The organism is Methanosarcina mazei S-6, assembly GCF_000970205.1.
Lineage (GTDB): Archaea > Halobacteriota > Methanosarcinia > Methanosarcinales > Methanosarcinaceae > Methanosarcina > Methanosarcina mazei.
In genome coordinates this window covers 2,996,990-3,021,779 of record NZ_CP009512.1, presented here as the reverse complement: position 1 = coordinate 3,021,779, position 24,790 = coordinate 2,996,990, and the positions used below count along the sequence as shown (strand labels likewise).

Sequence of the window (24,790 nt, the reverse complement as noted above, 5' to 3'; positions counted from 1 at the left end):
GAAATAAGAATGAAAATGTCATCCCATAATGAATTTTCGTTTTAAGTGCCTTCTAATACAAATTCCCAGATTGTAAAAATGTTATTATAGGTATTAGTAATTAATTATTTTTTTATTTTGTCTTGTAATTAAAGCAGTTAAATATCCTCACTTTTCCATAGTGAAAATGGAATCATTTTTCCTACAGCAATAAATTCAAGAGTTTAAAATATCTGGGGACAAACTCTTTCGTTTCCTCTCCATGTCCTGTCCCGAACTTCATCATCTCATACTTCATCTCATACTTCATCATCCTATACAGCATTCCTGTTAAGGTGTAATTCTGAAGTTCTTTTTCCTTCACCGGTTCAGCACATGGAGATATATATAAAATTATCATTCTGAAAGGATCTCCTAGCTCAGAGGACTTCTCATTTTTTCTCTGGTATTGAGAATCTTATGATGAATTCGGTTCCGGAATCCTTCTTCAAATCGATTTTGCCGTCAAGCTGGTCCACAAGAGCTGTTACGAGCTGCGTTCCAAGCGTATCAGAGTCTTCCATACTGAAGCCTTCGGAAATGCCAACTCCATTGTCCGAAACCGTTAAAATAAAATTTGTACTCCTGTATCCTTCTTTCCTGTTTTCATGCTTGCTGCTTACAGTTTTTCCATTTTCTTCCCTGTTCAGCCTGATCCGGATTATCCCTTTATCCCGTCCCTGGAATGCATATTTGAGGGAGTTTGAAACAAGTTCGTTCACAATAAGTCCCAGCGGGACTGCGGTATCCATATCAAAGAAAATATTTTCTTCCAGATCCATGTTTAAACTGATATCCGCATTTCCAAGGGTATAGGTCTGGAAAAGGTTCTCAACAAGTCTGTGGAGGTACGGGGAAAAATTCAATGTGTCTTTTCCCTTGCCTTCGTGAAGCTCTTCGTGAATCAGGGCAATGGATATCACTCTGTCCTGGCTTTCCCGAAAAGCGTTAAGGACTTCCAGATCCTTAAAATGTTCTCTGGCTCTGAACTTTTCAGCCTGGAGGTCAAGAAGGGAAGAAATCACCTGAAGGTTATTCTTTATCCTGTGATGGATCTCTTTTTTGCGTGCGGTTTCTATGTTTGCAAGGATTTTCTCTGCCTGTTTTCTTTCCGTAATATTTTTAATTACCCCAAGTACTCTTTTCACACTGCTTTTCCTATCACCTTCTGGAGAGACCCAGTTCTCTTCGAGGTAAATGTATTCTCCGTTCTTTTTTCTGAAACGGTATTCTATTCTGTAAGATTTTCTATCCGGTTCTAAATATTTTTTATGATTTTCCAGGAACCTGTTCAGGTCTTCTGGGTGGATGCGGGAGGTCCACAATTTCAGGTTAATATTTCCCAGTTCTTCAGAAGTGAATCCTGTAAGCTCTTCAATATTTCCCGCTACATCAGCAATATCTTTCTCAATGTTATAATCGTATACTAACTGCCCTGTCTGCTCTGTTATTATCCGGTACCTCTCCTCACTTAACTCAAGAGCTTTTTCAGCTTTTTTGCGCTCAGTAATGTCCTGAACCGTTCCTTTTATTTTAATGGGGATATTTTTCTCATTAAAAACAGCCTGTGCCCGCATATGTACTGTGCTCTCTTCCCCATCTTCCAGAAGGATGCTGTAGTCTATTGCAAGAAGCTCTCCTTTTATCGCTCTTTTCATGGCATTTTTCACATAGTCCCGGTCATCAGGATGTATGTAATCCAAAAATTCGCTATAACTTGCGCCTGATTTCTGAGGGTCACGCCCGAAAATACGGCTCATTTCCTCGGACCAGTAAATTTCACAGGTTAGAAGGTCCCAGTCCCAGTTTCCTATATGAGCTATTCTTTGAGCTTCGGAAAGCCGTGTTTCGCTTTCTTTTAACGATTTATAAGCCTTTTCCAGCTCTAATGTACGATCTTCAACCAGCTTTTCCAGGTTCTCCAGTGTTTCTTTGAGTTTAGTTTCCGCTTCTCTCCGCCCGGTAATGTCGGTGAGCATGCTTATGGAACCCGTGAATTTGCCAGTTTCATCAAAAAGGGATTTGGAATTTACAAGGGCCCATAAAGGTGAGCCGTCTTTACGCAGCAGTTTGAATTCGTGGCTCTCATTGATTCCCTGCTCCCTCCTTTTCATATTTAGCTCGAAAATAGCTTTACCCTCTTCGTCGGTAAAATCCCTCACAGATTTTCCAATCATTTCTTCCCGGCTGCAACCTAACATCTCTGCCATTTTTTTATTAACATAAATGGTCCTGGCTCCAGTATCAGGTACCCATTCAAGTATCCATATCCCTTCATTTGCTGTCTCTATGAGGTTGCGGTACTTTTCTTCGCTCCTGCGAAGCGCCTCTTCTGCCTTCTTGCGCTCGGTTATGTCAATGAAAGCGCTTACACTGCCGCGCACATTACCTCTGGCATCGTGCAGAGGACTTGCTGATCCAAGTAATACTCTCCATTCCCTGCTGGGCAATAACACGTCTATCTCTTCGTTGCGCACTTCGATACCTTTTAAGGCAGCTTTTTGCATGGGCAATTCGTCTACAGCCAGTTCGCTGCCCTTACAGAAAATACGCCTTAATGATGTTACTTTCGGTGAGACGTTCTCTCCTGATCGGGACTCAAAATACTCATTTGCCATCCTGTTGCCTGTTATGTTATGGCACTGCGGGTCGTGGCCTATCCAGATTGCAACAGGCGCGATTTCCATTACTGTTTCCATCTCTTCTGCCCGCTGACGGGTTTGCTCTTCCAATCTCTTTCTTTCGTTTATGTCACGGGCAAAATGAGTGCACCCTATAATTTTTCCTTTTGAATCGTGAAGAGGCAGGACGCTCAATATAAAATCGCCACCCAGGGAATCTTCACGGACTTCTTCTGTGTGCTCAATTCCGTCCTTAAGCAGTTGCCTGTAAGGACAAAAAGAAGGAGGCTCGTCCGTCCCGTGGATAACACGGTAACAGGTTAAACCCACACACTCTTCCGGTGTTATGCCCAGTCTTGCAGCCATTGCCCTGTTAGCACGGACAATCCTGTATTCCGTGTCAAGTATGGCTATAAGGTCAGGGACAGCATCAAATGTATACTCCCAGTTCTTTGTGGCCTGAACAGCTGTTTCTTCTGCTTTCCTGCGTCTGGGACTTTCTATCCGCTCCCAGTTTCCTTCCCTTTTAATCAGGGTAAATTGGTGGTTGGCAACAACATCGATAATATCGGTTGCATTGCATTTATCAAGAGAATAAGCACACATCGATATTATCCTGCAGTTACCAATAGCACTATCTACTTTTTCTTCGTAATCAGCGAAATTATCCCAATCTGATTTTTTCAGCCAGGAAAGGTTTCCAATAGTTCTCAAGCCACAGTATCCTTCTTCTGCGGCGCGGAGAAACTTTTCAGTCCCCATATTCAGTGCTTTCTTCTGGTCGAAAGCACCCTTTTCCAGATAAAAAAGAGTTTCCGGAATGATCTCAACCTGTTCCCTGTTCAGATATGTATCAATATGAGGAACACTCTTTTTCAGGGCTTCCTTCGCATCTTCCACACCCGGAGTGTCTGAAGTAATCCACAGGCAAAGCTCGTTGTTTTCCAGACCTGCTTTCAAATAAGGAACAATTATCTCTATCAAATCTTCTTTTGTCTGGTAAAACTGGCAGAAGTGAGTCCCCCATGGGATATCCCCAATTGCATCAATTCCAGATTTTCTCAATTGTCCTTTCATCCCATACCTTCTCCTGGCTCATCCCTGCACCACCTTTGCAACACTCTTTTTATAAGAGTCTGGCCAGTTCTCAGATTTTACCCGGTTTTATGATTTTATGTAAATCCCCTTTCAGTAAAAGAAGTCTTAGATTTAGAAGTTTTAGATTTCCTCAAAATAAGGTAATTTGACCTTCATGCTTGATCTGGATATTTGTGAAAGAAAACAGAATTGTAAATGCTCTCCCAATATGAATCACAGGTTTATGTTTTTCTTAATGAAAACTCCAGTTTATAAAAAATGCTATTCGGGTATTAGTAACTAATTATTTTTTTATCTTGTTTTGTAATTAAAGCGGGTAAATATTCTCACTTTTCTATGAATGGAAATAGAGTCCTATTTACCTCTTCATGCCTCTTACCGCATTATTTGTTCAGAAGTTAAAATTATTTGAAGCCGCCTCTTTTGCTTTTTCTCAAAACCAGGCCCTGAGTTTCCAGCTTTTCATATCACATTTTTGAAAATAAGTCCGTTTTTCTTATCCTCAATATTCTCTTTATGCTATCGGGAACCTTATAGTAAATTCAGTTCCAGAACTCCTGCTTAACTCTATTTTTCCATCCAGCTGCTCTACCAGGATATTTATGATTTGAAGCCCAAGTGTACTTGCATTTTCCACGTTTAACTTCTCAGGCAGGCCTGCACCATTGTCCGAGATTGCTAAAATAAAATTATTGATACTGCTTTTACGGTCTCCTTTGCTGTTTTCATGTTTTTGGTGTTCTGGTTTCTCATTCTCTTCCCTGCAGAGTTTAATCCTGATCGTTCCTCTATCTCTATCCCTGAATGCATATTTTAGAGAGTTCGAAACAATTTCGTTGACTATTAGCCCGAGAGGAACTGCGACATCAATATTAAAGAAAATATTCTCTTCAAGATCCATGTCCAGGCTGAGATCTTTATTTCCAAGATTGTAAGTCTGGAAAAGGCTCTCAACAAGTTTCATAAGGTAAGGAGAAAAATCCAGTTTATCGGTTCCTTTACTCTCATGCAATTTTTCATGGATCAAAGCAATAGACATTACTCTATCCTGACTTTCCTTTAAGGCTGTGAGAACGTCAACATCTCCAGTATTTTTTTTGTTTTTGAATTTTTCAGCCTGAAGATCAAGCAAAGACGAGATGACCTGAAGATTATTTTTAATGCGGTGATGGATTTCCCTTTTGCGTGCGGCCTCGATATTTGCAAGGGATTTTTCTGCCTTTTTTCTTTCAGTAATGTCCTTAATTGTACCAAGAATTCTTTTTATCTCACCTTTTTCATCTTTCAAGCCAACTCCCTGATCTTCAACGTAAATATACTCCCCATTTTCTTTTTTAAAGCGGTACTCTGACCTGTAAGTGCCTCCATAAGTCCGAAATCTTTCATATTTTTCCAGAAATTTTTTCTCGTCTTCGGGATGAATAAGGGATATTAAGGACTGCAGGTTCATGTTTCTGAACTTATCTGGATTATATCCTGTAATTTCTTCTATATTTCCTGCCCAGTCAGCGGTGTCTTCCTCAACATTGTAGTCGTAGACAAGCTGCCCTGTCTGTTCGGCTATTATGCGATATCTTTCTTCGCTTAACTCAAGTGCTTTTTCTGTTCTTTTACGTTCTGTGATATCCTGGACTGTCCCTCTAATTCTGACCGGAATATTTTCCCTGTCAAAAGTAACTTCACCCTGACCGTGGACCACGCGCTCCTGCCCATTAGCTGAGATTATTCTATAATCCATACCAACAAGTTCTTTTCCGTTTAATACAGCCCTATAGACTGCATTAATATGGTCTCGATCGGCCGGATGCACGTAATTTAAAAATGCCTCGTAATTTGCATCGAATTCCTGGGGGCCAAGTCCAAAAATTCGACACATCTCATCAGATGCGTAAATTTTGTTAGTTACAAGATCCCAGTCCCAGTTCCCAATATGAGCCATCTTCTGAGCTTCGGCAAGTCTTTTTTCGCTCTCCTTCAGGGAACTGTAAGCTTTCTCGAGTTCTTCTGTGCGTCCTTTAACCAGGTTTTCTAAATTGTCAAGGGTTTCTTTCAGTTCAGTTTCTGTTTTTTTCCTCTGAGTAATATCTATAGATGCGGAAATACTTCCGCGCACATTGCCGTCTGCATCATGTAACGGGCTGGCTGATCCCAGAAGAGTCCTCAATTCTCCGCTCGGCAGCAGTACATCTATCTCTTCGTCACGCACATTGATATCTTTAAGGGCGGCTTTCTGCATTGGTAACTCGTCCACAGTCAATTCGTGACCATTCTTGAAGAAACGCCGCACAGGATTGGAATTCACAGAGACATTTTCTCCGACTTCAGATTCATATAACTCATTTGCCATCCTGTTGCCTGTTATGTTATGGCATTGCGGGTCATGGCCAATCCAGATGGCAACAGGCGTGACTTCCATCAATGTCTCCATCTCTTCTGCCCGCTGGCGAGTTTTCTCTTCTATCTTCTTCCTCCCTGTAATATCCCTGAAGATCGCTGCGAACTTTCCTTTCTCAGGGCTGAAAGCATAAATATCGAGAAACCTGTTAGTTAAATGTGTAAAAAATTCAAAATGAGCTGGTTTGCCTGAAGAAGCCACCTGTCCGTATTTTTCGATAACTGTCGGGTCCGCTTTTTGGAATACTTCCAGATGAGACCTGCCCAGAACCTTTTCTCCCTTTACTCCTGCATGGAATTCAAAGGCTGGATTTACCTCAAGGAAGCGATAATCATAGGGCTTACCATCCCTGTCAAGGATAATTTCTCCAAGGAAGAAAGCTTCTGTCATATTTGTAAAGAGCATTCGGTAATGTTCTTCACTCTTCCGAAGAACCTCTTCTGCCTTCTTGCGTTCGGTAATGTCCCTGATAATTATAACTATTTTCATAAGACCGTTTTTGTCTTTGAAGAGCGCAGTAGACACTTCCCCCGGAAAAATCGTGCCATCTTTCCGTTTGTGATTGATTTCACCTTTAAACCTGCCTGTGCTGTTTCTCTCTTCAAGGGAAGGTTTGAGCCTTGGATCAGATTGATCCACTATTCCATTTCTGCCAGCCCTGATTATCTCTTTCTCGGTCATTCCGAATGTCTTACAGGCGGCTTTATTGGCTGCATGGATAGTCCCGTCTGGTGATGCGAAAAGAACGGCATCCATGCTGTTCTCGAAGAAAGCCCTGTACTGCTCTTCCCGTTCTTGCAGAGCTTTTTCTATTCTTTTAAGTTCCGTAATATCCTGAACTATTCCTTCGGCTCGTACAGGCTGGTTTTCCTCATCAAAAGTGATTTCTACCCGTGTACGGACTGTGCGTTCTTCTCCGTCAGGCAGGACTATCCGATAATCAATATTCCGGAACTGCTCATCAAAATCCTTCTTAATGGAATTAATCAAATATTCCCGGTCATCAGGGTGCACGGAGCCTAAAAAGGCATCACAGGTTGCTTTGAACCTCTCAGGGTCACGTCCGAAAATCCTGTAAACTTCATCAGACCAGTGTAATTCCCCGGTCAAAATATCCCATTTCCAGTTTCCGATATGAGTCATTTTCCGGATTTGAAGAAATTGCTTTTCATTTACTTTCAGTGACTTGTAAGCTTCTGTAAGCTCTACTGTCCTTTCTTCAAGTAATTTCTTCAGGTTCTCGTTTTCTTCCTCTGTTTTGGTTTCTACTTCCCCTGAGGGCTGGATAACTCTCTCTTCCGCCTTTTTAAGCCTGGGGTTTTCAACTTTTTCCCAGTTCCCTTCCTTTTTAACCAGAACAAATCGATGGCTCAAAGCCGCGTATATAGTTTCATCGGTGTCAAATTTGCCGGAGGAATAAGTACAAAGAGCTGTTATGCGTCGGTTTTCAATGGCAATGTCCAGTTCTTCTTCATAACCGGTGAGGTTCTTCCAGTCATTTTTCAGCCATGAAGTGTCCTGAACCAGTCTCAGACCACTATAGCCATTAAGCAAAGCATAATCTGCTTTTTTAATCAAGTTTCCCAGGGCTTTTTTTGAGTCAGGAATCTCTTTTTCTGCATACCGGTCTTTGTAAGAAATTATTTCCATCTGTCCTTTTTCCAGATAAATATCAAGTTTGGGAATAGTTCTTCTCAGAGGTCCTTCTGCTTCTTTTTTCGTCTCAAAATCTCGCGGCAAAGCCCATATGCAAAGTTCGTTACCTTCCAGTCCGGCTTTCAAATAAGGACATACTACATTCACCAGTTCTTCCTGCGTCCGGTAGAACTGGCAGAAATGTGTGCCCCAGGCAATATCTCCGATAACCTGAACTCCAGAAGTCCTTAGTTTTTCATCCATTACCTACCCCTTTCTCCGGTTGTCAGAATTAATTTCATCCTGTTTTCTAGCAGGCTTTCAGTTTTTCGTGTTTTTCCTTCCCCATTTAAAAAAGTTATAACGAACCTGTTCCCCGCCTTAAGTTTCTTCATCCCGAGGGTTGATTTTTAAGGCAACATAGTTCTATTTATAAGATATTTTCAAGATATAAAAAAACTCAGTATGGTTATATATATTTTATTAGTTTAAAAAAATAAATATCTGGTAGCACCCTGGTCAGCTATCTTATTATGCAGTGACTTTATGCAGTGACTTTTACGTAAAGTCCAGTTATTCCCTTAAAAGAAGCCCGTATTTTAATCCTAAAATAGTTCATGGATGTTTTGAAGAAATCAAGGTTCTAAAATTAAACGCAACAGACCCCGAATGAGTACAGTTTTGATAATATGTCCGTCTAACTTCAGTAAATATATCCTCTAAACTCAGTAAATATATCCTCTAAACTCAGTAAATATATCCTTTAAATCAGTAAATATATCCTCTAAACTCAGTAAATATACCCTTTAAACTCAGGAAATATATACTCTAAACTCGGGAAACCCGAGTCCTTTTCCGTATAAATAATAAAAACTCTCAATATTTTTATCTAATGGGCATAGAATCAAATGCAATGAATGTACTGCATTTCTGAAGATGGAGAACTGCCTGCATTCATTGCACCTGTGAATCAACATTTTAAAATTACTGAAATTATCTTCTGTAGCTTATTTCAAATTACGTTCCACATTCCCAGCCGCTCATGTAGCATTCCTGCTTGGAAGTAAGCTCATCGGTGGCTATGCCCATAGACTCAAGCTTCAGTTTTGCAACATAGGTATCAAGTTCTCTCGGGACCCCGTGGACTCCGCTCGAAAGCTTATTTTCTGCAATATAACGGACACAGAGGGCCTGGTTTGCAAAACTCATATCCATAACCTCGGCAGGGTGCCCGTCGCCCGCAGCCAGGTTTACGAGTCTTCCTTCTGCGATCACATTAATGCGCCTGTTGCCAATGTCATATTCTTTGATATTATGCCTGACAGTCCGTGTGGATTTTGCAAGAGAATCAAGGGCTTCCATGTCAATTTCCACATTGAAGTGGCCTGAGTTTGCTAAAATTGCCCCGTCTTTCATTACCTTAAAGTGGTCTGCTGTGAGGATATCGCGGTTTCCTGTTGCAGTGACAAAGAGGTCCCCGATTTTTGCAGCCTCTGACATTTTCATAACCCTGTGCCCGTCCATTCTTGCCTCAAGGGCTCTTATGGGATCTATTTCAGTGACGATTACGCTTGCTCCAAGGCCTGTAGCCCGCATTGCAACCCCGCGCCCGCACCAGCCGTAGCCTGCAACAACAACATTCTTGCCTGCAACAAGCAGGTTTGTAGTACGGTTTATACCGTCCCATGCTGACTGGCCTGTCCCGTAGCGGTTGTCAAAAAGGTACTTGGTCATGGCATCGTTTACTGCTATTACCGGCATCTTGAGTGCGCCGTCTTTTTCCATGGCATGAAGCCTGTGTACCCCTGTGGTGGTCTCTTCGCAGCCTCCGAGGATTTTCGGAAGCATTTCCTGCCTTTCTTTGTGAAGCTTAAAAATCAGGTCTGCACCATCGTCGATTGTGATGTCAGGCTCAATATCAAGGACTCTGTCAATTGCTTCGTAATATTCGCCCGTGCAGCACCCGTACTTAGCAAAACAGTTTATGTTTTCTCGAGTATCTAAAGCAGCTGCCACATCATCCTGTGTGCTCAGGGGGTTGCAACCTGAAATTGCTACCTGTGCACCTCCAGCAGCGAGAGTCTCGACAAGGACTGCGGTTTTCGCTTCCACGTGCAGTGCCATTCCTACTTTGAGCCCTTTGAGGGGTTTTTCTTTCTCAAACTTTTCTCTGATGATTGCAAGAACGGGCATGTGGTTTCTTGCCCATTCCATTTTCATGTTTCCGGATTCTATGAGTTCTTTTTCTGTCATGGTGATCCCGTTATACTGGATAAATGATTGATAGAATGAAGTAGATAGAATTTTTGAATGAAATGACCGAATATGGCTTATATCGGTTACTCTGCAATTACACCTGTAACTCAGGCTGCTGAAACTTTATGTAGACCGGTAATTAAATCCTGCCGTCAATATTTACTTTTCCCGTATTTCCGTCAATACTTACTTTTTCTGTAATTCTGTCAATATTCACTTTTCCTGTATTATTATGTATCATGCATTATGCATTATACCCCGGACGATTTTCATGCCGGATTGTTTTCAGGAATTTACCCTTGCTACCAGCTCTTCTGCGGCTTTTTGGGCTTCTTCGATGACTTTCTGCTCGTCCAGCACCATAACTCTGTAGTCCTGCATAAGGATTTTTCCGTCCACGATTGTTGTCCTGACATCGCTTCCTCCTGCAGAGTACACAAGATGGGATGGCACGTCAAAACAGGGAGTGAGGTGCGGTTTTTTCATGTCAACTATGATCATGTCTGCCTTCATTCCGGTCTTCAACATGCCGGTTTCCGTTCCAAGAGCCTTTGCTCCATTAACGGTTGCCATCTGCAGCACCTGGCGGGCAGGAAGGGCAGTGGGGTTGCATGTGCTCAGTTTGTGGAGAAGGGCAGCAGTTTTCATTTCTTCAAACAGGTCAAGGTTGTTGTTTGAGGCACAGCCGTCAGTCCCGAGGCTGACATTTACTCCTCTTTCGAGCATCTTATACACGGGAGCGGTTCCGGAAGCCAGTTTCATATTGCTTATGGGATTATGGGACACATTTACCCCTTTTTCCCTTAAGACCTCTATATCCCCGTCAGAAAGCCACACACAGTGGGCGGCAAGCACGTCTGGACCGAAAAACCCGATATCATCGAGCATATGTACCGAGCATTTCCCGTACCTTTCTTTCATTGCCAGGAGTTCGGCTTCGGTTTCCAGGACATGAATGTGAAGCCCCGCTCCGTCCTGTCTGGCTGCCTCCTTCACCTTTGCAAGAAACTCATCAGAACAGGTATTCGGAGCATGAGGGCCGTACATTGTTTTTATCCTGCCTTTCGCTGCTCCCTGCCAGGCGCGTACAAAGCGTTTTCCTTCTTTCAGGTCATTTTCCCCTTTTTCTTCGTTCCAGAGTTCGATTAGACCGTGAGAAAGCGAAGCCCTGAGTCCGGATGCCTCTACAGCCTTTGCAGTCTCGTCCATAAAGAAGTACATATCTGCAAATGAGGTCGTCCCGGATCTGATCATTTCAAGGCACGCGAGCAGGCTTCCTCTGTAAACATCTTCTGCCGTAAGCTGGGCTTCGGCAGGCCAGATATGCTTCTCGAGCCATTCTGCAAGCTGAAGGTCGTCGGCATAACCCCGGAAGAGGGTCATTGCTGCATGGGTATGCGTATTTACAAGCCCCGGCATCACTACAGAGCCTTTTGCGTCAATCACGGTATCGGCACTTTCTTTTGTTTTCACTCCTATTTCCGTGATTTTTCCATCTTCAATAACAACAGTCCCTTTTTTAATATCTCCTGCGTCAGGGTCCATTGTTAAAACATAAGCATTTTTTATTATTATGTCAGCCATATCATCATATCCTGAGGTTTGAATTTCAACTCTGTCGACTGCGCCTTTATTGAACTGCCTTTTATTGAATTGCAACTTTGTTAACTTCGCTTTTATTAGACAGCCTTTAATTGAACTGAAATTTTGCTAACTTCGCTTTTGTTGAACCGCCTTTTATTGAACTTTATCTACTAAACTGAACTTGTAAACTGAACCTGTCAGATGATGAACACGAGTTTATGAGGTTATCATAAAAAAAGTTGTCCTGAAAATCCTCATGCACTTTTTAGAATACCCGAAAATTTTCTTAGAATTTTCATTATAAAGTGCCGAGTCTTTATAAAACATTTTTGCCTGAGCTCTTGACCTGAAATAGTCTGGAAAGTGAAAAACCATCATTATTTCCGAAAAAACCATATTTAATGTTTTTAAACTCTTTTCCACAGGCTCTTTACTTCAGCGAGGTTTCTGATTTAGACTTTCATATTCAAAAGTTTGGATTTAAATGCCTGGATTCAAAAGTTTGATTCAAATGCTTGGGTTCAAAAATTTGGATTTAAATTCTTGGGCTTAAAAGGTTATTTTTAAGGTTTATGTTTGCCGTTTCCAGCTTCAAGGTTCAGAGCTTCAAGATAAATGTGCATTATCTTCAGCCTTTCTCCTGCAATCCTCTTTGCCGTGACTGTATTCAACCTTTCGGGGATTGTAAAAGGCTTGTAGCGCATGTATTCATTAAAACCTTCAACAGGATCCTCTATATATACAGTCTTTTTTGAACTCCCTTTGTCAAGCCCTGTTGTGTGCTTCAGCATCCTGAGAGCTCCCATTGCCAGGATAGACCTGAAAATCCCAATCGCGCCGAGGGCATCAAGCCTGTCTGCATCCTGCAGGATCCTGGCTTCTACTGTTTCCGGGCGTTTCCCCCCGCTGAATCTGTGAGTCTGGATACAGTATGCCACAGCTTCAACAGTTTTCATTTCAACGCCTGCCCTCGACAGGAACTCGGTGGCTATCTCAGAACTGTAGAGAGCATGGTCTCCCCCCTCTTCATGTTCTTTGATAACCCCAACGTCATGCAGAAGGGCGGCGAGACTTAAAATGAGAAGGTCTCCTCCCTCTTCTTTCTGGATTTCCATGCAGAGGGCTTCTACGCGGTTTATGTGGGACATATCGTGGGAACTGGGCTCTCCTTCCTGAAAAGTGGCTGCAAATTCCCTCGTTTTTTCTATAAGGTCCATATGTTGCCTGTTCTGGATAATTATTGGCTTTCAGTACCCTGTTTCTGCGGCCATGGTCTTGAGGTGTTCCTGGATTTCGGAAATCGCTTCGGAAAGGGTCCTTTTATTATCGTAGGTGGTTATCAGCTTCACAAGCTCTTCTTTCCTTTCCTTTTTCATTTCCTGCGCGAATTTTGCCATATTTCCAAGGGCTCGCGTAAGGTTGTCAACAATAGATATCGTGGCTGTTTTCGAGGTCCGTGAAAGAGGGTTCAGGTCGATTGTTATCACAGTCTTTCCCATCTCTACAAGCTTCTCGCAGCGGTCTCCGTCTTCCAGGGGGACGAGCACGACATCTGCGGTATAGATCCCTTTGCTGCTCACAAGCCTTCTGTCGTGTGAGAGTTCAAGGCTCGCATCCGGGTTCTTTCCAAGCACCTCAGCAGCCCCGCTTGCTTTCAGCTGTTCTATTATGAGATGTACCCGTGTGTCAGTCCTGTGGAAAAGGTTTACTTCAATCCTGGCTCCGGTGATATCTGCAAGGGTAACTACTTTATCAGGTGCCAGGGCTGCAACATTACCATTTACTGAAATTACCGGATTCTCAGCGAGGAGAAGCGCAGCAACTGCAGCTCTCTCTGCATACAGGGCGGACTCTGTGCTTCTTTCACCAATAAGGTAATCAAAACTCTCGCCTCTACCCTGGGCAATAAGTCCCTGGATACTTGTAATTCCCATTTTTACCCCTGCTGCAACCTTTTCACGGGCGAGCAGGGATTCGTACCTCGGGTGGTCGTGCGGTATATCTGTCATGTAGGTCGCTTACCTTTATACTTGTGTTACTTTCATTCCTGCTATCTGGAATTTTAAGGGCTTTGCCCTGATCTAAGGGCATTTTATGCGGTTCAGTACTCTTTAATTTCAATAATATTTAAGTTCTGGGTGTTTTCTTCAGCAAAGACCTTTCCGTTAATTTTTTTGCCTCAAAAGCATTCTCCGGAACCTCTTACAGGTTTCAGTTTTCCAGACACGTTATTTCCAAAAATCGGATTTTTATTCTCCGTAATTTTTCCATTTTTGACGTCTATTTTTGTATCTTTTATGTCTTTTTTGTTCCCTGAAAGGCTCTGTCCGGATACAGCATATATTCCGGATACAGCATATATTCCGGATACAGCATATATTCCGGATACAGCATATATAATTTATAAGGAGTTAAGGTCTGAATCTCTATCTGAAACTCAGTCATAGAGTAATCTGGGTATACAGGTGCTGATGCCGTATTCCAGAACCTGGCCAAACTCCTGAAGGGCTTCGTAAAGGGGAAACTCCTGGCTGTAAGGGGCGACTGCAAAGACAGTATCCCCGAGCATTGCCTGAGAAGCCAGCCCCCCATTTGCATATGCAGCCTCAATAACGTCCTGTGCCGTGCTGCTCATAAGTCCTGTGCTGCTGGCAAAATTTTTCGCTTGATGCATAAAGTTTTCAAGAGTCGGGGTTTTAAGCAGCTCGAGCATTGCAGCTTTGCCTGCGGCATTGATTTTTCCTGCAGCAGTCTCGTCTGCCAGAACAGAATCCGTAGAAATCTCTCCAAGTACAATACAGAAAACCCTTGCTTCAGGGGCAGGAATCCTGTCCACGCTTCCAAACTGTGGTCCTCCGGGATGCAGCCTGATTACCACTCCGCCGCTGGACTGGGCAGCAACATCCCCAAGTCCGCTGCGGTTGACAACTTCAGCTACGTGAGAGTATTCTGTCAGGCCGTTTACAGTCCTGTTCAAGGAAAGTGCCCTGTTAAGAGCGTAAGCTGCCCCGAGAGCTCCTGCCCCGGATGCTCCGAACCCGCACCCTACAGGGATTTCTGCCCAGCTTTTCACCCTTACAGGCTCATCTGTCATCATTTCCACAACCGTGCGGGTGGTTTTGCCTTCAACTTTTTTTCCATTGAGGAATATCTCGGTATTTTCCACGGATTTCCCGACCTTTACTTCGGTCGTAACTCCTCCGTTGAGAACAATTCCGCAGCCTGTAGATCCTTTGCGGTGGGGGTCGTTATGCTCATGGATCTGAAAAAAACCTGTGATATGCCCTGGAGCATATGCTTTTGCGAAAAAGTCTGCCCCTTCACTCTCGTATGTATACATAGAAAACGCCTTTTTTTATTGTTTAAGCTATTTTTCAAAGTCAATTTTTGCTTTATTGAAGTTCCTGTTTTGTAAAATATTGCGCAGGTCTGTTTGCATAACTAGCCGATATAGCAGATTGACCACTCTACCGGCTCCGGTTTCATTTTGTCTTTATTTCCAGAGGGCGACAAGGCTCTCAGAGAACCTGCCGTGAATTTAAAATTTCGGAAACCTCCTCAAGGATACTGGCTGCAAGTTTACGCTTGTTTCCACTTACGTGCCTGGGCCCGGATTTTCCCTTCCCAAGCAGGTAAAGTTCATTTTCTTCAGTACCCATTCCGCCTTTTCCTACATCGTTTGCTGCGATCATGTCGAGTTCTGTCCCTTCAAGGGTTGCAGCTGCCCTTCTTAGAAGCTCTTCTTTTTCGATGCCTGTTTCGGCTTTAAAACCTATTATCACGAGTTCGGGATATTTTTCCCTGCATTCCTTTATCAATTTCCGGGTGGGCTTCAGCTTCAGAATAAACTCCCCTCCGGATTTGATTTTCTCAGGAGAAGGTTCTGCTGTGTAGTCTGCAATCGCTGCAGAACTTATCAGGACATCATACCCTTTTTCCAGTTCCGAAAGCACAGCTTCTGTCATTTCAGCAGCACTTTCTGCAAAAATCTCCCTGATGCCAGCAAACCCCAGCCTGTCCCTATGCACAAGGGTTACATCAGCGCCTCTGCGGTAAGCTTCAAGGGCGAGCTCCCTGCCGGTCTTTCCCGAAGCCCTGTTTGTAAGGACCCTTATCGGGTCAAGGCTTTCTGCAGTTGAGCCGCCTGTAATAATTACCTTCAGGTTTTCCAGGCTACGGTCACCAAGAGCCCTTTCTACCTCGAGGACTATTTCTTCGTTTGAAGCGATTTTTGCAACGCCTTCCTCGAACCTGGGGCCCACCATGGAGATCCCCCAGCTCTTCAGCCTCGCTATATTTTCAGTTACGGCAGGGTGCCTGTACATGGACTCGTGCATTGCAGGGACAATCATGACAGGGACATCTGAACCGAGAGCCGTTGTCGCAAAAGAGGTGACTGTGGTATCATCTATGCCGTATGCGATTTTCCCTATGGTATTCGCGGTTGCCGGCGCTATTAAAAGAAGGTCTGCCCTGCCCTTGAACCCGCAGAACTCCACATGCTCAACCCTGCCGCCCAGTTCGGTAATTACAGGGTTTCCCGTGGCATAATGCAGGGCATCAGGGTGCAGGATATGCTTTGCAGCCTCTGTCATGACTGCATGGACTTCTGCCTCGTTCCGGATCAGTTCCCTTGAAAGTTCAACTACCCTGATCGCTCCTATGCTTCCTGTAACGCCAAGGACTATGGTTTTTCCGGCAAGAGAGGAACTCCTGTGCCCCTGAATCCAGAGGGTAGGATGGATTTTTTCAGCTTTACTCCGGGAAGGGTTTTGCTGGTCAGGATTCGTTTGATCCTTCTCATTTTTAGACTCTTTCAATGGTTTTTTCATTCAGGCACCGAAATAATCAATAAGAATTAATTATGGAAATGATCTCGCTTTTTTGAAAAAATCCTGAAATCACAGTGACATTAAATATGATATTCTTAAAACTTTCGAAATATAAAGATATGAATTGAATGACGGGTTCTTGTATGAGTGATTATTTTGCGTCTGATTTTATTAGTATTCGTACTTTCCTATTTTGTATAATTGAACTTGTAATAATTATAAGTAATTAATAGTTTTATATTCATATTGGTATTCTATATTGGAGGAACAGTCACTATAACTTTTCATCCGATTTTTTATCTTACAGAGGTGATTTTATCAGGATAAAAATTGCGATGGCATTGATGTCTTTTATCTTTATGTTTGTGGTTGGAATTCTATCAAATGGATTTTACTTGCTTCCCGGTACCGATGAAGATGTCCTTTTAGAATTAATGAGCTTCATCTCTTTTTTTGGTTCTGTACTTTTCTTATTAGAAGGAAGGAAAGTACTTCCCGGATGGTATCTGGCAATCCCGTTTTGTATTTCTCTATTTTTACTGGTTATAATAAGTTTTTGGAAAGTTAGCGGTGAAGAATTTCTGAATGGCTACAGGTATCTTGTAACTCCCGTCGTGATAACACTTCTGGCGTTACTGTCCCCGTTCTCTTTACTGGTCTTTTTATCTTTGCATGGACATCCGTACTCGATGAAAGCATATCTTGCAGTTTCATCTATAGCGAGTATTATCTCTATATTTTCCCTTTTCTTTGCAATCTGGGAACTTTCATCAAGGTCCCCGCACGAAGCATCTTTTAGTAACGGTCTCATAGCGATTTATTTCCTTTACTGGTTTGCTGTGATGCCAATTGTAGGACTAAGTTTCTTGCTTCGTGCGACAAAGTAAAGGGATGCCAGGTTTCGGGTATAGTTATTTGGACGGACAATTTCATGAGTTCGATAGTATCTTAATAAATTTTTGTCATTTATGACCTGATAGAGTTGCCGATAGAGCTGCCTCAACAAATATTGAACCGATCCCAAAACTGGAAATCATTTTCTGAAATCCATAACTGTCTTATCTCGCGGTTGTGGTTCGCATGTTTAATAAGGTATTGCTAATATTATACAGTCAAATTACTTTCTGGAATTTTCAGGTTAGTATGAGACTTTATGAATAAGGCAGGTAGGCAGATGACCGACAAAAAGGCTTCAAAAACAGAAGTTGCCGCAGACGGGAAAAAAGGTCTGGGCACCATTATAGGAAAAATCTCCGGAAAGGGCAGGCTGGAAACGGAGGTTGAGAGGCTTGCTTCAAGAGTAGACGAGCTCGAACTGGGCTTGCAGAATACAAAAAACCAGCTTGAAAAGAAAGAAGCACTTGCAAGACAGGCAGTTGCAGACAGACAGGAAGCTGAATCCCGCTTGAACCAGGAACGTGTAAGGACTCAGACCCTTTCGCATGAACTTGATAAAATGCGTACTGAATCACAGAACAGGCTCGAGTTCCGCGGGGTTGAAAACCTGAGCCCTTCTGCCGTTCAGGCTTACCTTTCAAAACTCAGTTCTTTCCGTTCCCCTTCTGAGGATCTATTAACTGTATATCTGCCCGCCGGAACTCGCCTTTTAGCTATAGTTCCTGAAAAAACTCTTGAGCTGGTCGAAGAAGAAACCTGCTCTCTTCTTGACAGGCTCAACACTGAGACAGGCATGGTCTTTTTTTACGACCTGCACAGCATGATCTCGGAAGCCATAGTCCCTCCTTTCCCTGTCTCCTCTGCTGTCTGGTACATCAAGGACAGCTTTGAGACCGCTCCGCTTGAGGAAAACCTGGATACCTCCTGCCGCATGCTTATACTTGTCCTGCATGCAGGCGAGTCTTTCATAGGCTTTGCTCCTGATGCCCGTGTTTTTGATACGGAGGAATTCATCAAAAGCAGCGTCAAAGAAAAACACAGCAAAGGGGGTTTCTCCCAGCGCCGTTTCGAACGCCTCAGGGAAGAAGATATTGCCCACCACATGGACAAAGTCTTTGAGGCTCTGGACAAAGTACTCGAAGAAAATTCCCCTGTAGATTTCGTTGTTTTGAACGGGGATACTCCACTTATAAGGGAAGCTGAGAAGCGCCTGCCTCTGAGCCCTGAGATTATTGAGAAGCCGGCTGATATTAAGGTTGAAAAAACGGGTGGAGAGGAGATTCTCAGAACGGTTTTGAGCTCCAGAAGGTATCTGCTATGAAACTGGGAGATATTTACTGTAAAATACTGAAAAATTTGCTGTAGATTCTGATAAACATATGTAAAAAGCTGAAAAATATGGAAGCAGAGAAGTTCACATCTATTATTGAATATTATAATTACGCCAATTACACTTTCGCCAATTACACTTTCGCCAATTACACTTTCGCCAATTATAATTACGGCAATCCTGTAAACCAATAAGGGACTTATTCTGCTCCACACCTGACAATAATATTTAAAAAACCTCCTTAATTACAGAGGATGAATCTTGTTTTGTTTCTCTTTTTGACTCTGTTTTCGAACTCATTATACTTGCATATGTTCGTACATACACGCATTTAACTTGCGTATGCTTACGTTTTTTCCCTGCGAAGCTGTAACTACTCTAAAGTTCCCAAAAACGCCAGAGAAAAGCTCCCTCATCGAAAAAGAATTCATCAGGTATCTTTTTATAATATAGAGCTATATTAATGTGGTTTTTAGGGAGGTATTATACAGGAATTTTGAATTCATAATGAAAAAAATTCAAACATTAAAAAATGAAAGAAAAACACGTTTACATAGTTTTACCCCAGAATCTGTAGAGCTTGGAATACTCCTTGCAATTGTGGGAGGATTCCTGGACGCTTATACATTTGTGGGGAGAGGCGGTGTTTTCGCCAATGCCCAGACCGGAAACGTCGTGCTTATGGGCATAGAAGCTGCAACAGGAGAATGGGGAAGAGCAATGCTTCATGCAGTTCCTGTTCTGGCATTCATTCTCGGAGTAATAACTGCCGAGATAATTAAAAAACCTTCAATGCGCCTGTTCGTACAGGATGCCGGAAAGGCAGTTTTAATTCTTGAAATTGCAGTCCTCTTTATCATAGGTTTTATACCCTATACAAGCCCGAACATCATTGTGACTGTTGCAATCTCATTTGTCTCAGCAGTCCAGGTTTCTTCATTCCGTAAACTTGCCGGTTCCACGTATAACACAACTATGATTACCGGAAACTTAAGGTCAGCTACACAGGAAGTTTATACTGCTGTCACAAAAAAAGACAGTGAATCGGCTTTGCAAGCCTTCCGGTTCTCTACGATTAACCTCTCGTTCCTGGCAGGAGCTATCTCGGGAGGGTTACTTACATCGGTTATTGGCGTTAAAGCAGTGTGGATTGCTGTAATTGTGCTAATTTGCTCTGTAATTTTGTTCAGTGCGGACGAAAATGAGAATAAGAACCTGTTATTTGAGTATAAAGATTCAGGGATCATTGACAAAAAGGATTCCGATACTATTAACAAAAAGGATTCCGGTACTATTAACAAAAAAGATTCAGGTATTATTAATAAAAGATTAAGTGAATAATTGACAAAACGATTTCTGCGCAAGCTATATGAGCTTTCAGTGCAGGGAAGGTAAGCAATGGCAAGAGATAGAAGAGATTATTATTATCATCAGGCAAAAGAGGAAGGTTACCGGTCCAGGGCTTCCTTCAAGCTCAAGCAGATCAATGAGAAACATAATGTTATCAAGCGGGGGGACTCGGTTGTGGATTTAGGTGCAGCTCCGGGAGGGTGGCTTCAGGTCGCAAAACAGCTTTCCGGAGGGAAGGTCCTCGGTGTTGACCTGCAGAGGATAGACCCTATCGAAGGAGTCGAGACCATCCAGGGCGACATAAATGCAGAATCCACAATAAAGAAAATCATTAAAATCGTGGGAGAAAAAGGGGCAGATGTGGTGCTCTGTGATGCAGCCCCGAACCTGTCAGGTAACTGGTCATATGACCATGCACGGTCAATTGAGCTTGCAACTTCAGCTCTTGAATGTGCAAAGAAGATCCTGAAACCAAAAGGAAACTTTGCTGTTAAGGTCTTCCAGGGAGATATGTTCAACGATTACCTTGACGAAGTAAGAAACAATTTTGTCCGCGTCAAGGCTTACTCCCCTCAGGCGTCAAGGTCGCAGAGTGCGGAGATTTATATTATCGGAAAGAAATTCCTTACAGCTCCCCTCAGGAAAGGAGACAAATTCGTGGTGGATATCGAGAAGCTTGGCTCAAGTGGAGACGGGGCTGTACTTATTGAGGGCTTTGTGGTCTTTGTAAAGGAAGTTGAAGTCGGAGAAAAGGTACGCATAAAAATCTCGGACGTAAAACCTAACTTTGCATTTGCCGATGTAGAAGAAAGGCTTGAAAGCTCTGAAACCGAAAACCGTGAAAAATCTGACTAACCTCAGGATGTAAGGATATGGGACAGGCTCTTATGGTTTTAGTAAGTATTATTGTGCCAGAACCATACCTCATGAGGAAAGTATATATCTGTAAGGGAAAATCTATATGGCAGTGAAAAAAGTTTAAGTTTTTTTCAAACACGGTGATCTCAGGTGATTGACCTTCACACTCACACTATTTTCAGTGATGGGGAACTGCTCCCCAGCGAACTCGTCAGGCGGGCTGTTATTCACGGTTACGAGGCTATCGCACTTACGGACCACGCAGACTATACAAACCTTGAACAGCTTCTTGATGCTGCAAAAAAAGCAAAATACCTGGAGGAAGAATGGGATATCCGCGTCCTTTCCGGAGTTGAGCTGACGCACGTCCCTCCAAGAAAGATTGCTCCCATGGCAAAGAAGGCAAAAGAGCTGGGAGCAGAAATCGTGGTCGTGCACGGGGAAACAATTTCAGAGCCTGTAGCTCAAGGTACAAATGCGGCATCAGTCGCCTGTGAATATGTGGACATTCTGGCTCACCCGGGCCTGATCTCTGAGGAAGATGTCAGGACTGCGGCAGAAAATAATGTATTTCTTGAAATCACTGCAAGGAACGGTCACAACAGGACAAACGGGCATGTTGCAAGGCTTGCTGTCGAATTCGGGGCAACGCTTGTCGTGAATACGGATACTCATGCCCCTGAGAACCTGATAACTGACGAAACAGCTCTGAAAATTGCAATGGGGGCCGGCCTTACTGAGTCAAGGGCAAAGGAAGCTTTTAAGGCTTCGAAAAAGAAGGTAGCGGAGATAGTTTGAGATAGCAGAGATAGTTTAAGCTATATAGCAAAGATAGTTTAAGCTGTGATGGACTTAAAAATTAAAGCGTTATGGGTAGAAATAATAACTACTGATCCGTCTATGTCAGGTTGAAAAAATATAAGATGTTACAATTCAAAAATCTCTTTACAAAAGCCGAAACTTTCAATTATTCGCCGCATTTTTTCCAGATAAGTAGCCGAAGGGTATGGCTATCAGGTCTCCTATGATAAAGCTCAGGAATATCGCAGCAAATACATGTCCATGGGCTGGAAACTGCCCTTTTACTGCGAGATGCAGGGTAACCCCTGCAAACCAGACTCTCTTATAGGACAAGAGTAAATTCCATTTTGATTTATCGCCTTAAATTTGTATAGCATTTAAATTTCAACAGAATTTTTAAAAATCTTTGATTTTTGTTTATAAGCCGGTTCCTGCTGCACCACTCGAATACCATAAATAGTCTTTTTTTCAACTATTTTAGTTTTGAATCAAAACGAGTAAGTAGCAAAATTCAGAAGAAATTTTGCTTGTAGAATTATATATTGAGGGGATAGTCTAGTTATTTATAGAATGTGTAATTAATCATATATAATTTACATTTAAAGAAATATAAATATATTAACTCAAAATAATTTAATATTGTGGGTCTAATAGCGTCGATAGTACGGGATGTACTATTTTAATTTTAGCTTTGAAAAATAAAATCTATGTGGGGGAGATAAAGTGAAGGGTAAAACTCTACTTATAGTTTTTACTTTAGTATTCCTGATAGGAATACCGTCCACAGTATCGGCAAGAGATATTATAGTGGGCAGTGGAAGTGGACAAATTTCTACGATACAGGAAGCTGTAGATGTTGCAGAAGCTGGAGATGTAATTTTAATAAAACCCGGAACGTATGTTGAAAACATAAACGTTTCAAAAGAAAGGCTAACAATTAAACCAGAAACAAATAACGTGTTTATTGGGCCAAAAGACAGCACTGTGGCAACTATCATTCTAAGCAATGTTGGTACAACACTAACTGGCTTTAATATACGCGGAAATGTGATTGCAAATATTTGGGCTTCTGATAGAAGTTCTGAGTACCAAATTAACAATCCTACTCACATAACAAACAACATTATTGAAGATGGTGGTGTTGTTGTACAATCTGAAAGTTCTGCTGTTACTATATCTGGAAACATAATTTCAGGATATGGTATAGATGTAGCCTGTTGTGGGGATTACAATGAAATAACAAATAATGAAGTTTCTAATTGCTCAACAGGAATCTATGTTTACGATGAAAGAAATGTACCGCCTATTAGTGGTAACAAAATAAGAAACTGTGATGTCGGAATACATGTTTCTGGCTTATCTTATGATCTCGAAAACAACGAAATCACAAATTGTGGTGTAGGGGTATTGGCTGGGGAAACCGGTGGTGCAAATTTAACTGGAAATAAAATCACCTACTGTTCAGACTGTGGGCTTAAAGTTACCGGTTCTATAGAATCAAAAGGAGCCTATAACAATTATTTCAACAACACAGTGAATGTGAAATTTGGAGAGTTTGAAGAGACATATGTCTGGAACAGTTCACGCACTGAGGGTACAAACATAATTGGTGGCCCATATATGGGAGGCAATTACTGGGCAAAGCCGGATGGAACAGGGTTCTCTCAGACTGCTGTTGATGCAAATAGAGATGGTATTGCAGATTCAGCTTATGCAATTTCTAAAAAGAACTACGACTACCTGCCACTCACAGCCGTGTACAACCCGGTATTGCCTGTTTTCGACTTCACAGCCAACGTAACTTCCGGAACTGCACCTCTGGTTGTGTTATTTACTGCAAGTGGTACCGGAGGATCTTCAGCTTCCTGGCTCTGGGACTTTGGCGACGGCATAAATTCAAAACATGCAATGAACGCAACGCACACATTTACGGATCCTGGCACTTATACGGTCGGTCTGATTGTAGAAAATAGTGCAGGCAACAGTACAGTGGTAAAAACAAATTACATAGTCGTTACAGATTCGGATGTTGTGGTTCCTGGAGTTCCCATCGCAGACTTCAGCTGCAATGTAACTGAGGGTTATGCACCTCTTGCGGTACAGTTTAATGACTCTTCCCAGAATGCGGCATCAAGAACATGGGACTTCAATAACGACGGGGTGATTGATTCTGATGGCCTGGCCCCTGTTTACGTTTATAAATCTCCAGGTACGTATTTTGTTAACCTGACCATAACCAATCCGAACGGGCTCTCCTATAAAATTGATACGATAACCGTACTGGACGGTTCCAGAGACGATAGCAGCTCAGGCAGTGGAGGAAGCAGTAAGAGAGGCAGCAGCGGCAGCAGCGGTGGTGGAGGAGGTTCCCCGGAACCTGCAAAGAACGTTAAAGTGAAAGAACTTTGCCAGGTCTTTATCACAAACGGAAAAGAAGTTAAGTTTGACTTTACAAAGAAGGCAACATGTGTTGTTTACGCGAGCTTTGACGCAAAAAAGACTGCAGGTAAGACCACAACTATTGCCGAGGAATTAAAGGGAAGATCTGCACTTGTTTCCGAACTTCCTGAAGGAGAAGTCTATAAGTCTTTCAATGTCTGGGTAGGCAACAGCGGATATGCAACTCCAAAGAATATCGAAAACTCTGAAGTCTGCTTTAAAGTTGAAAAGTCCTGGGTACAGGAGAAAGATATGGATCAGGCTTCCATCACCCTTAACACATACAGGGATAAAAAATGGGAACAGCTGCCAGTGTCTCTATCTGAAGAGGATGATGAGTTCCTGTATTTCACCGCCGAAACTCCTGGATTTTCTTCATTTGCTATTACGGCGAAAGCAGCAGACATTGATAAGGGAACTGAAACAGGATCAAATTTTGGATCCGAGGCAGCGTTAGCTGATGCTGAGAATATAGAGGATGAACCAGAATCGGGAACTGTCCAGAAAGAAAGTGTGAACACCCCCGGATTTGTAGCTATTTATGGGTTAGCCGGTCTGCTCGCAGTGTTCCTGTATAGAAGAAAGTAAAAAGAAGTCTGAATATAGGTTTGATATAAAAAACAGACAGGGAATTAATTCCCTTATCTTTTTTATTTTCAGCAGGCTGTTCTATCTC

General features: G+C 42.5%; 15 protein-coding genes. 5 read left to right on the top strand and 10 right to left on the bottom strand.

From position 1 onward, the window contains the following. Window positions 1-410 precede the first annotated feature (410 nt). The 9 genes from MSMAS_RS17915 to MSMAS_RS18965 form a co-directional block, all read right to left on the bottom strand. A complete protein-coding gene (locus tag MSMAS_RS17915) occupies window positions 411-3,716 on the bottom strand; it encodes a PAS domain S-box protein (RefSeq protein WP_052718773.1) in 3,306 nt (1,101 codons plus the stop codon). A gap of 535 nt (window positions 3,717-4,251) precedes the next feature. Beyond that, the gene (locus MSMAS_RS17910) at window positions 4,252-8,031 is read right to left on the bottom strand and encodes a PAS domain S-box protein (protein ID WP_052728070.1); all 3,780 of its coding nucleotides are present in this window, start codon (window positions 8,029-8,031) and stop codon (window positions 4,252-4,254) included. 753 nt (window positions 8,032-8,784) lie between these two features. After that, the gene (locus tag MSMAS_RS12890; protein ID WP_048046602.1) at window positions 8,785-10,020 is read right to left on the bottom strand and encodes an adenosylhomocysteinase; all 1,236 of its coding nucleotides are present in this window, start codon (window positions 10,018-10,020) and stop codon (window positions 8,785-8,787) included. Window positions 10,021-10,308: 288 nt separating this feature from the next. After that, the gene (locus tag MSMAS_RS12885; protein ID WP_048037226.1) at window positions 10,309-11,607 is read right to left on the bottom strand and encodes an amidohydrolase family protein; all 1,299 of its coding nucleotides are present in this window, start codon (window positions 11,605-11,607) and stop codon (window positions 10,309-10,311) included. Window positions 11,608-12,170: 563 nt separating this feature from the next. After that, on the bottom strand, window positions 12,171-12,824 hold the full coding sequence (locus MSMAS_RS12875) for an HD domain-containing protein (protein ID WP_048046600.1): 654 nt from the start codon (window positions 12,822-12,824) through the stop codon (window positions 12,171-12,173). 30 nt (window positions 12,825-12,854) lie between these two features. After that, window positions 12,855-13,616, bottom strand: a complete 762-nt coding sequence (locus MSMAS_RS12870) for a 4-phosphopantoate--beta-alanine ligase (protein WP_011034208.1) — start codon at window positions 13,614-13,616, stop codon at window positions 12,855-12,857. A 428-nt stretch (window positions 13,617-14,044) separates the two neighbouring features. Next, window positions 14,045-14,947: a pantoate kinase gene (locus MSMAS_RS12865; RefSeq protein WP_048037228.1), complete on the bottom strand. Its 903-nt coding sequence runs from the start codon at window positions 14,945-14,947 to the stop codon at window positions 14,045-14,047. 178 nt (window positions 14,948-15,125) lie between these two features. Next, window positions 15,126-16,439 carry a bifunctional phosphopantothenoylcysteine decarboxylase/phosphopantothenate--cysteine ligase CoaBC gene (gene coaBC, locus MSMAS_RS12860; RefSeq protein WP_080927512.1) on the bottom strand — a complete coding sequence of 438 codons (1,314 nt, stop codon included), beginning with the start codon at window positions 16,437-16,439 and terminating at the stop codon, window positions 15,126-15,128. A gap of 589 nt (window positions 16,440-17,028) precedes the next feature. Next, window positions 17,029-17,250 carry a hypothetical protein gene (locus MSMAS_RS18965; RefSeq protein WP_048043761.1) on the bottom strand — a complete coding sequence of 74 codons (222 nt, stop codon included), beginning with the start codon at window positions 17,248-17,250 and terminating at the stop codon, window positions 17,029-17,031. Between the two features lie 363 nt (window positions 17,251-17,613). Between MSMAS_RS18965 and MSMAS_RS12850 the strand changes: the two genes are divergently transcribed. From MSMAS_RS12850 to MSMAS_RS12835, 4 genes are all read left to right on the top strand, one after another. Next, window positions 17,614-18,657 carry a Vms1/Ankzf1 family peptidyl-tRNA hydrolase gene (locus tag MSMAS_RS12850; RefSeq protein ID WP_048046998.1) on the top strand — a complete coding sequence of 348 codons (1,044 nt, stop codon included), beginning with the start codon at window positions 17,614-17,616 and terminating at the stop codon, window positions 18,655-18,657. Window positions 18,658-19,173: 516 nt separating this feature from the next. Next, the gene (locus tag MSMAS_RS12845; RefSeq protein WP_048046598.1) at window positions 19,174-20,007 is read left to right on the top strand and encodes a YoaK family protein; all 834 of its coding nucleotides are present in this window, start codon (window positions 19,174-19,176) and stop codon (window positions 20,005-20,007) included. Window positions 20,008-20,064: 57 nt separating this feature from the next. Then, window positions 20,065-20,871: a 23S rRNA (uridine(2552)-2'-O)-methyltransferase gene (locus MSMAS_RS12840; protein ID WP_048036927.1), complete on the top strand. Its 807-nt coding sequence runs from the start codon at window positions 20,065-20,067 to the stop codon at window positions 20,869-20,871. A 153-nt stretch (window positions 20,872-21,024) separates the two neighbouring features. After that, window positions 21,025-21,672, top strand: a complete 648-nt coding sequence (locus tag MSMAS_RS12835; protein ID WP_048036925.1) for a histidinol phosphate phosphatase domain-containing protein — start codon at window positions 21,025-21,027, stop codon at window positions 21,670-21,672. A 165-nt stretch (window positions 21,673-21,837) separates the two neighbouring features. Here MSMAS_RS12835 and MSMAS_RS18960 read toward each other — a convergent pair whose 3' ends face one another. Beyond that, window positions 21,838-22,008, bottom strand: coding sequence for a hypothetical protein (locus MSMAS_RS18960; RefSeq protein WP_155395266.1), 171 nt, complete (start codon window positions 22,006-22,008; stop codon window positions 21,838-21,840). A 390-nt stretch (window positions 22,009-22,398) separates the two neighbouring features. Here MSMAS_RS18960 and MSMAS_RS12830 point away from each other — a divergent pair, with 390 nt between their 5' ends. After that, window positions 22,399-24,702 carry a PGF-pre-PGF domain-containing protein gene (locus MSMAS_RS12830; RefSeq protein WP_011034220.1) on the top strand — a complete coding sequence of 768 codons (2,304 nt, stop codon included), beginning with the start codon at window positions 22,399-22,401 and terminating at the stop codon, window positions 24,700-24,702. Window positions 24,703-24,790 lie beyond the last annotated feature (88 nt).

Bases quoted from the DNA above. Each gene is read 5' to 3' on its own strand.
- MSMAS_RS17915 (WP_052718773.1), bottom strand. From the start codon at position 3,716: ATGAAAGGACAATTGAGAAAATCTGGAATTGATGCAATTGGGGATATC.
- MSMAS_RS17910 (WP_052728070.1), bottom strand. From the start codon at position 8,031: ATGGATGAAAAACTAAGGACTTCTGGAGTTCAGGTTATCGGAGATATT.
- MSMAS_RS12890 (WP_048046602.1), bottom strand. From the start codon at position 10,020: ATGACAGAAAAAGAACTCATAGAATCCGGAAACATGAAAATGGAATGG.
- MSMAS_RS12885 (WP_048037226.1), bottom strand. From the start codon at position 11,607: ATGGCTGACATAATAATAAAAAATGCTTATGTTTTAACAATGGACCCT.
- MSMAS_RS12875 (WP_048046600.1), bottom strand. From the start codon at position 12,824: ATGGACCTTATAGAAAAAACGAGGGAATTTGCAGCCACTTTTCAGGAA.
- MSMAS_RS12870 (WP_011034208.1), bottom strand. From the start codon at position 13,616: ATGACAGATATACCGCACGACCACCCGAGGTACGAATCCCTGCTCGCC.
- MSMAS_RS12865 (WP_048037228.1), bottom strand. From the start codon at position 14,947: ATGTATACATACGAGAGTGAAGGGGCAGACTTTTTCGCAAAAGCATAT.
- coaBC (WP_080927512.1), bottom strand. From the start codon at position 16,439: ATGAAAAAACCATTGAAAGAGTCTAAAAATGAGAAGGATCAAACGAAT.
- MSMAS_RS18965 (WP_048043761.1), bottom strand. From the start codon at position 17,250: ATGAGACCGTTACTAAAAGATGCTTCGTGCGGGGACCTTGATGAAAGT.
- MSMAS_RS12850 (WP_048046998.1), top strand. From the start codon at position 17,614: ATGACCGACAAAAAGGCTTCAAAAACAGAAGTTGCCGCAGACGGGAAA.
- MSMAS_RS12845 (WP_048046598.1), top strand. From the start codon at position 19,174: ATGAAAAAAATTCAAACATTAAAAAATGAAAGAAAAACACGTTTACAT.
- MSMAS_RS12840 (WP_048036927.1), top strand. From the start codon at position 20,065: ATGGCAAGAGATAGAAGAGATTATTATTATCATCAGGCAAAAGAGGAA.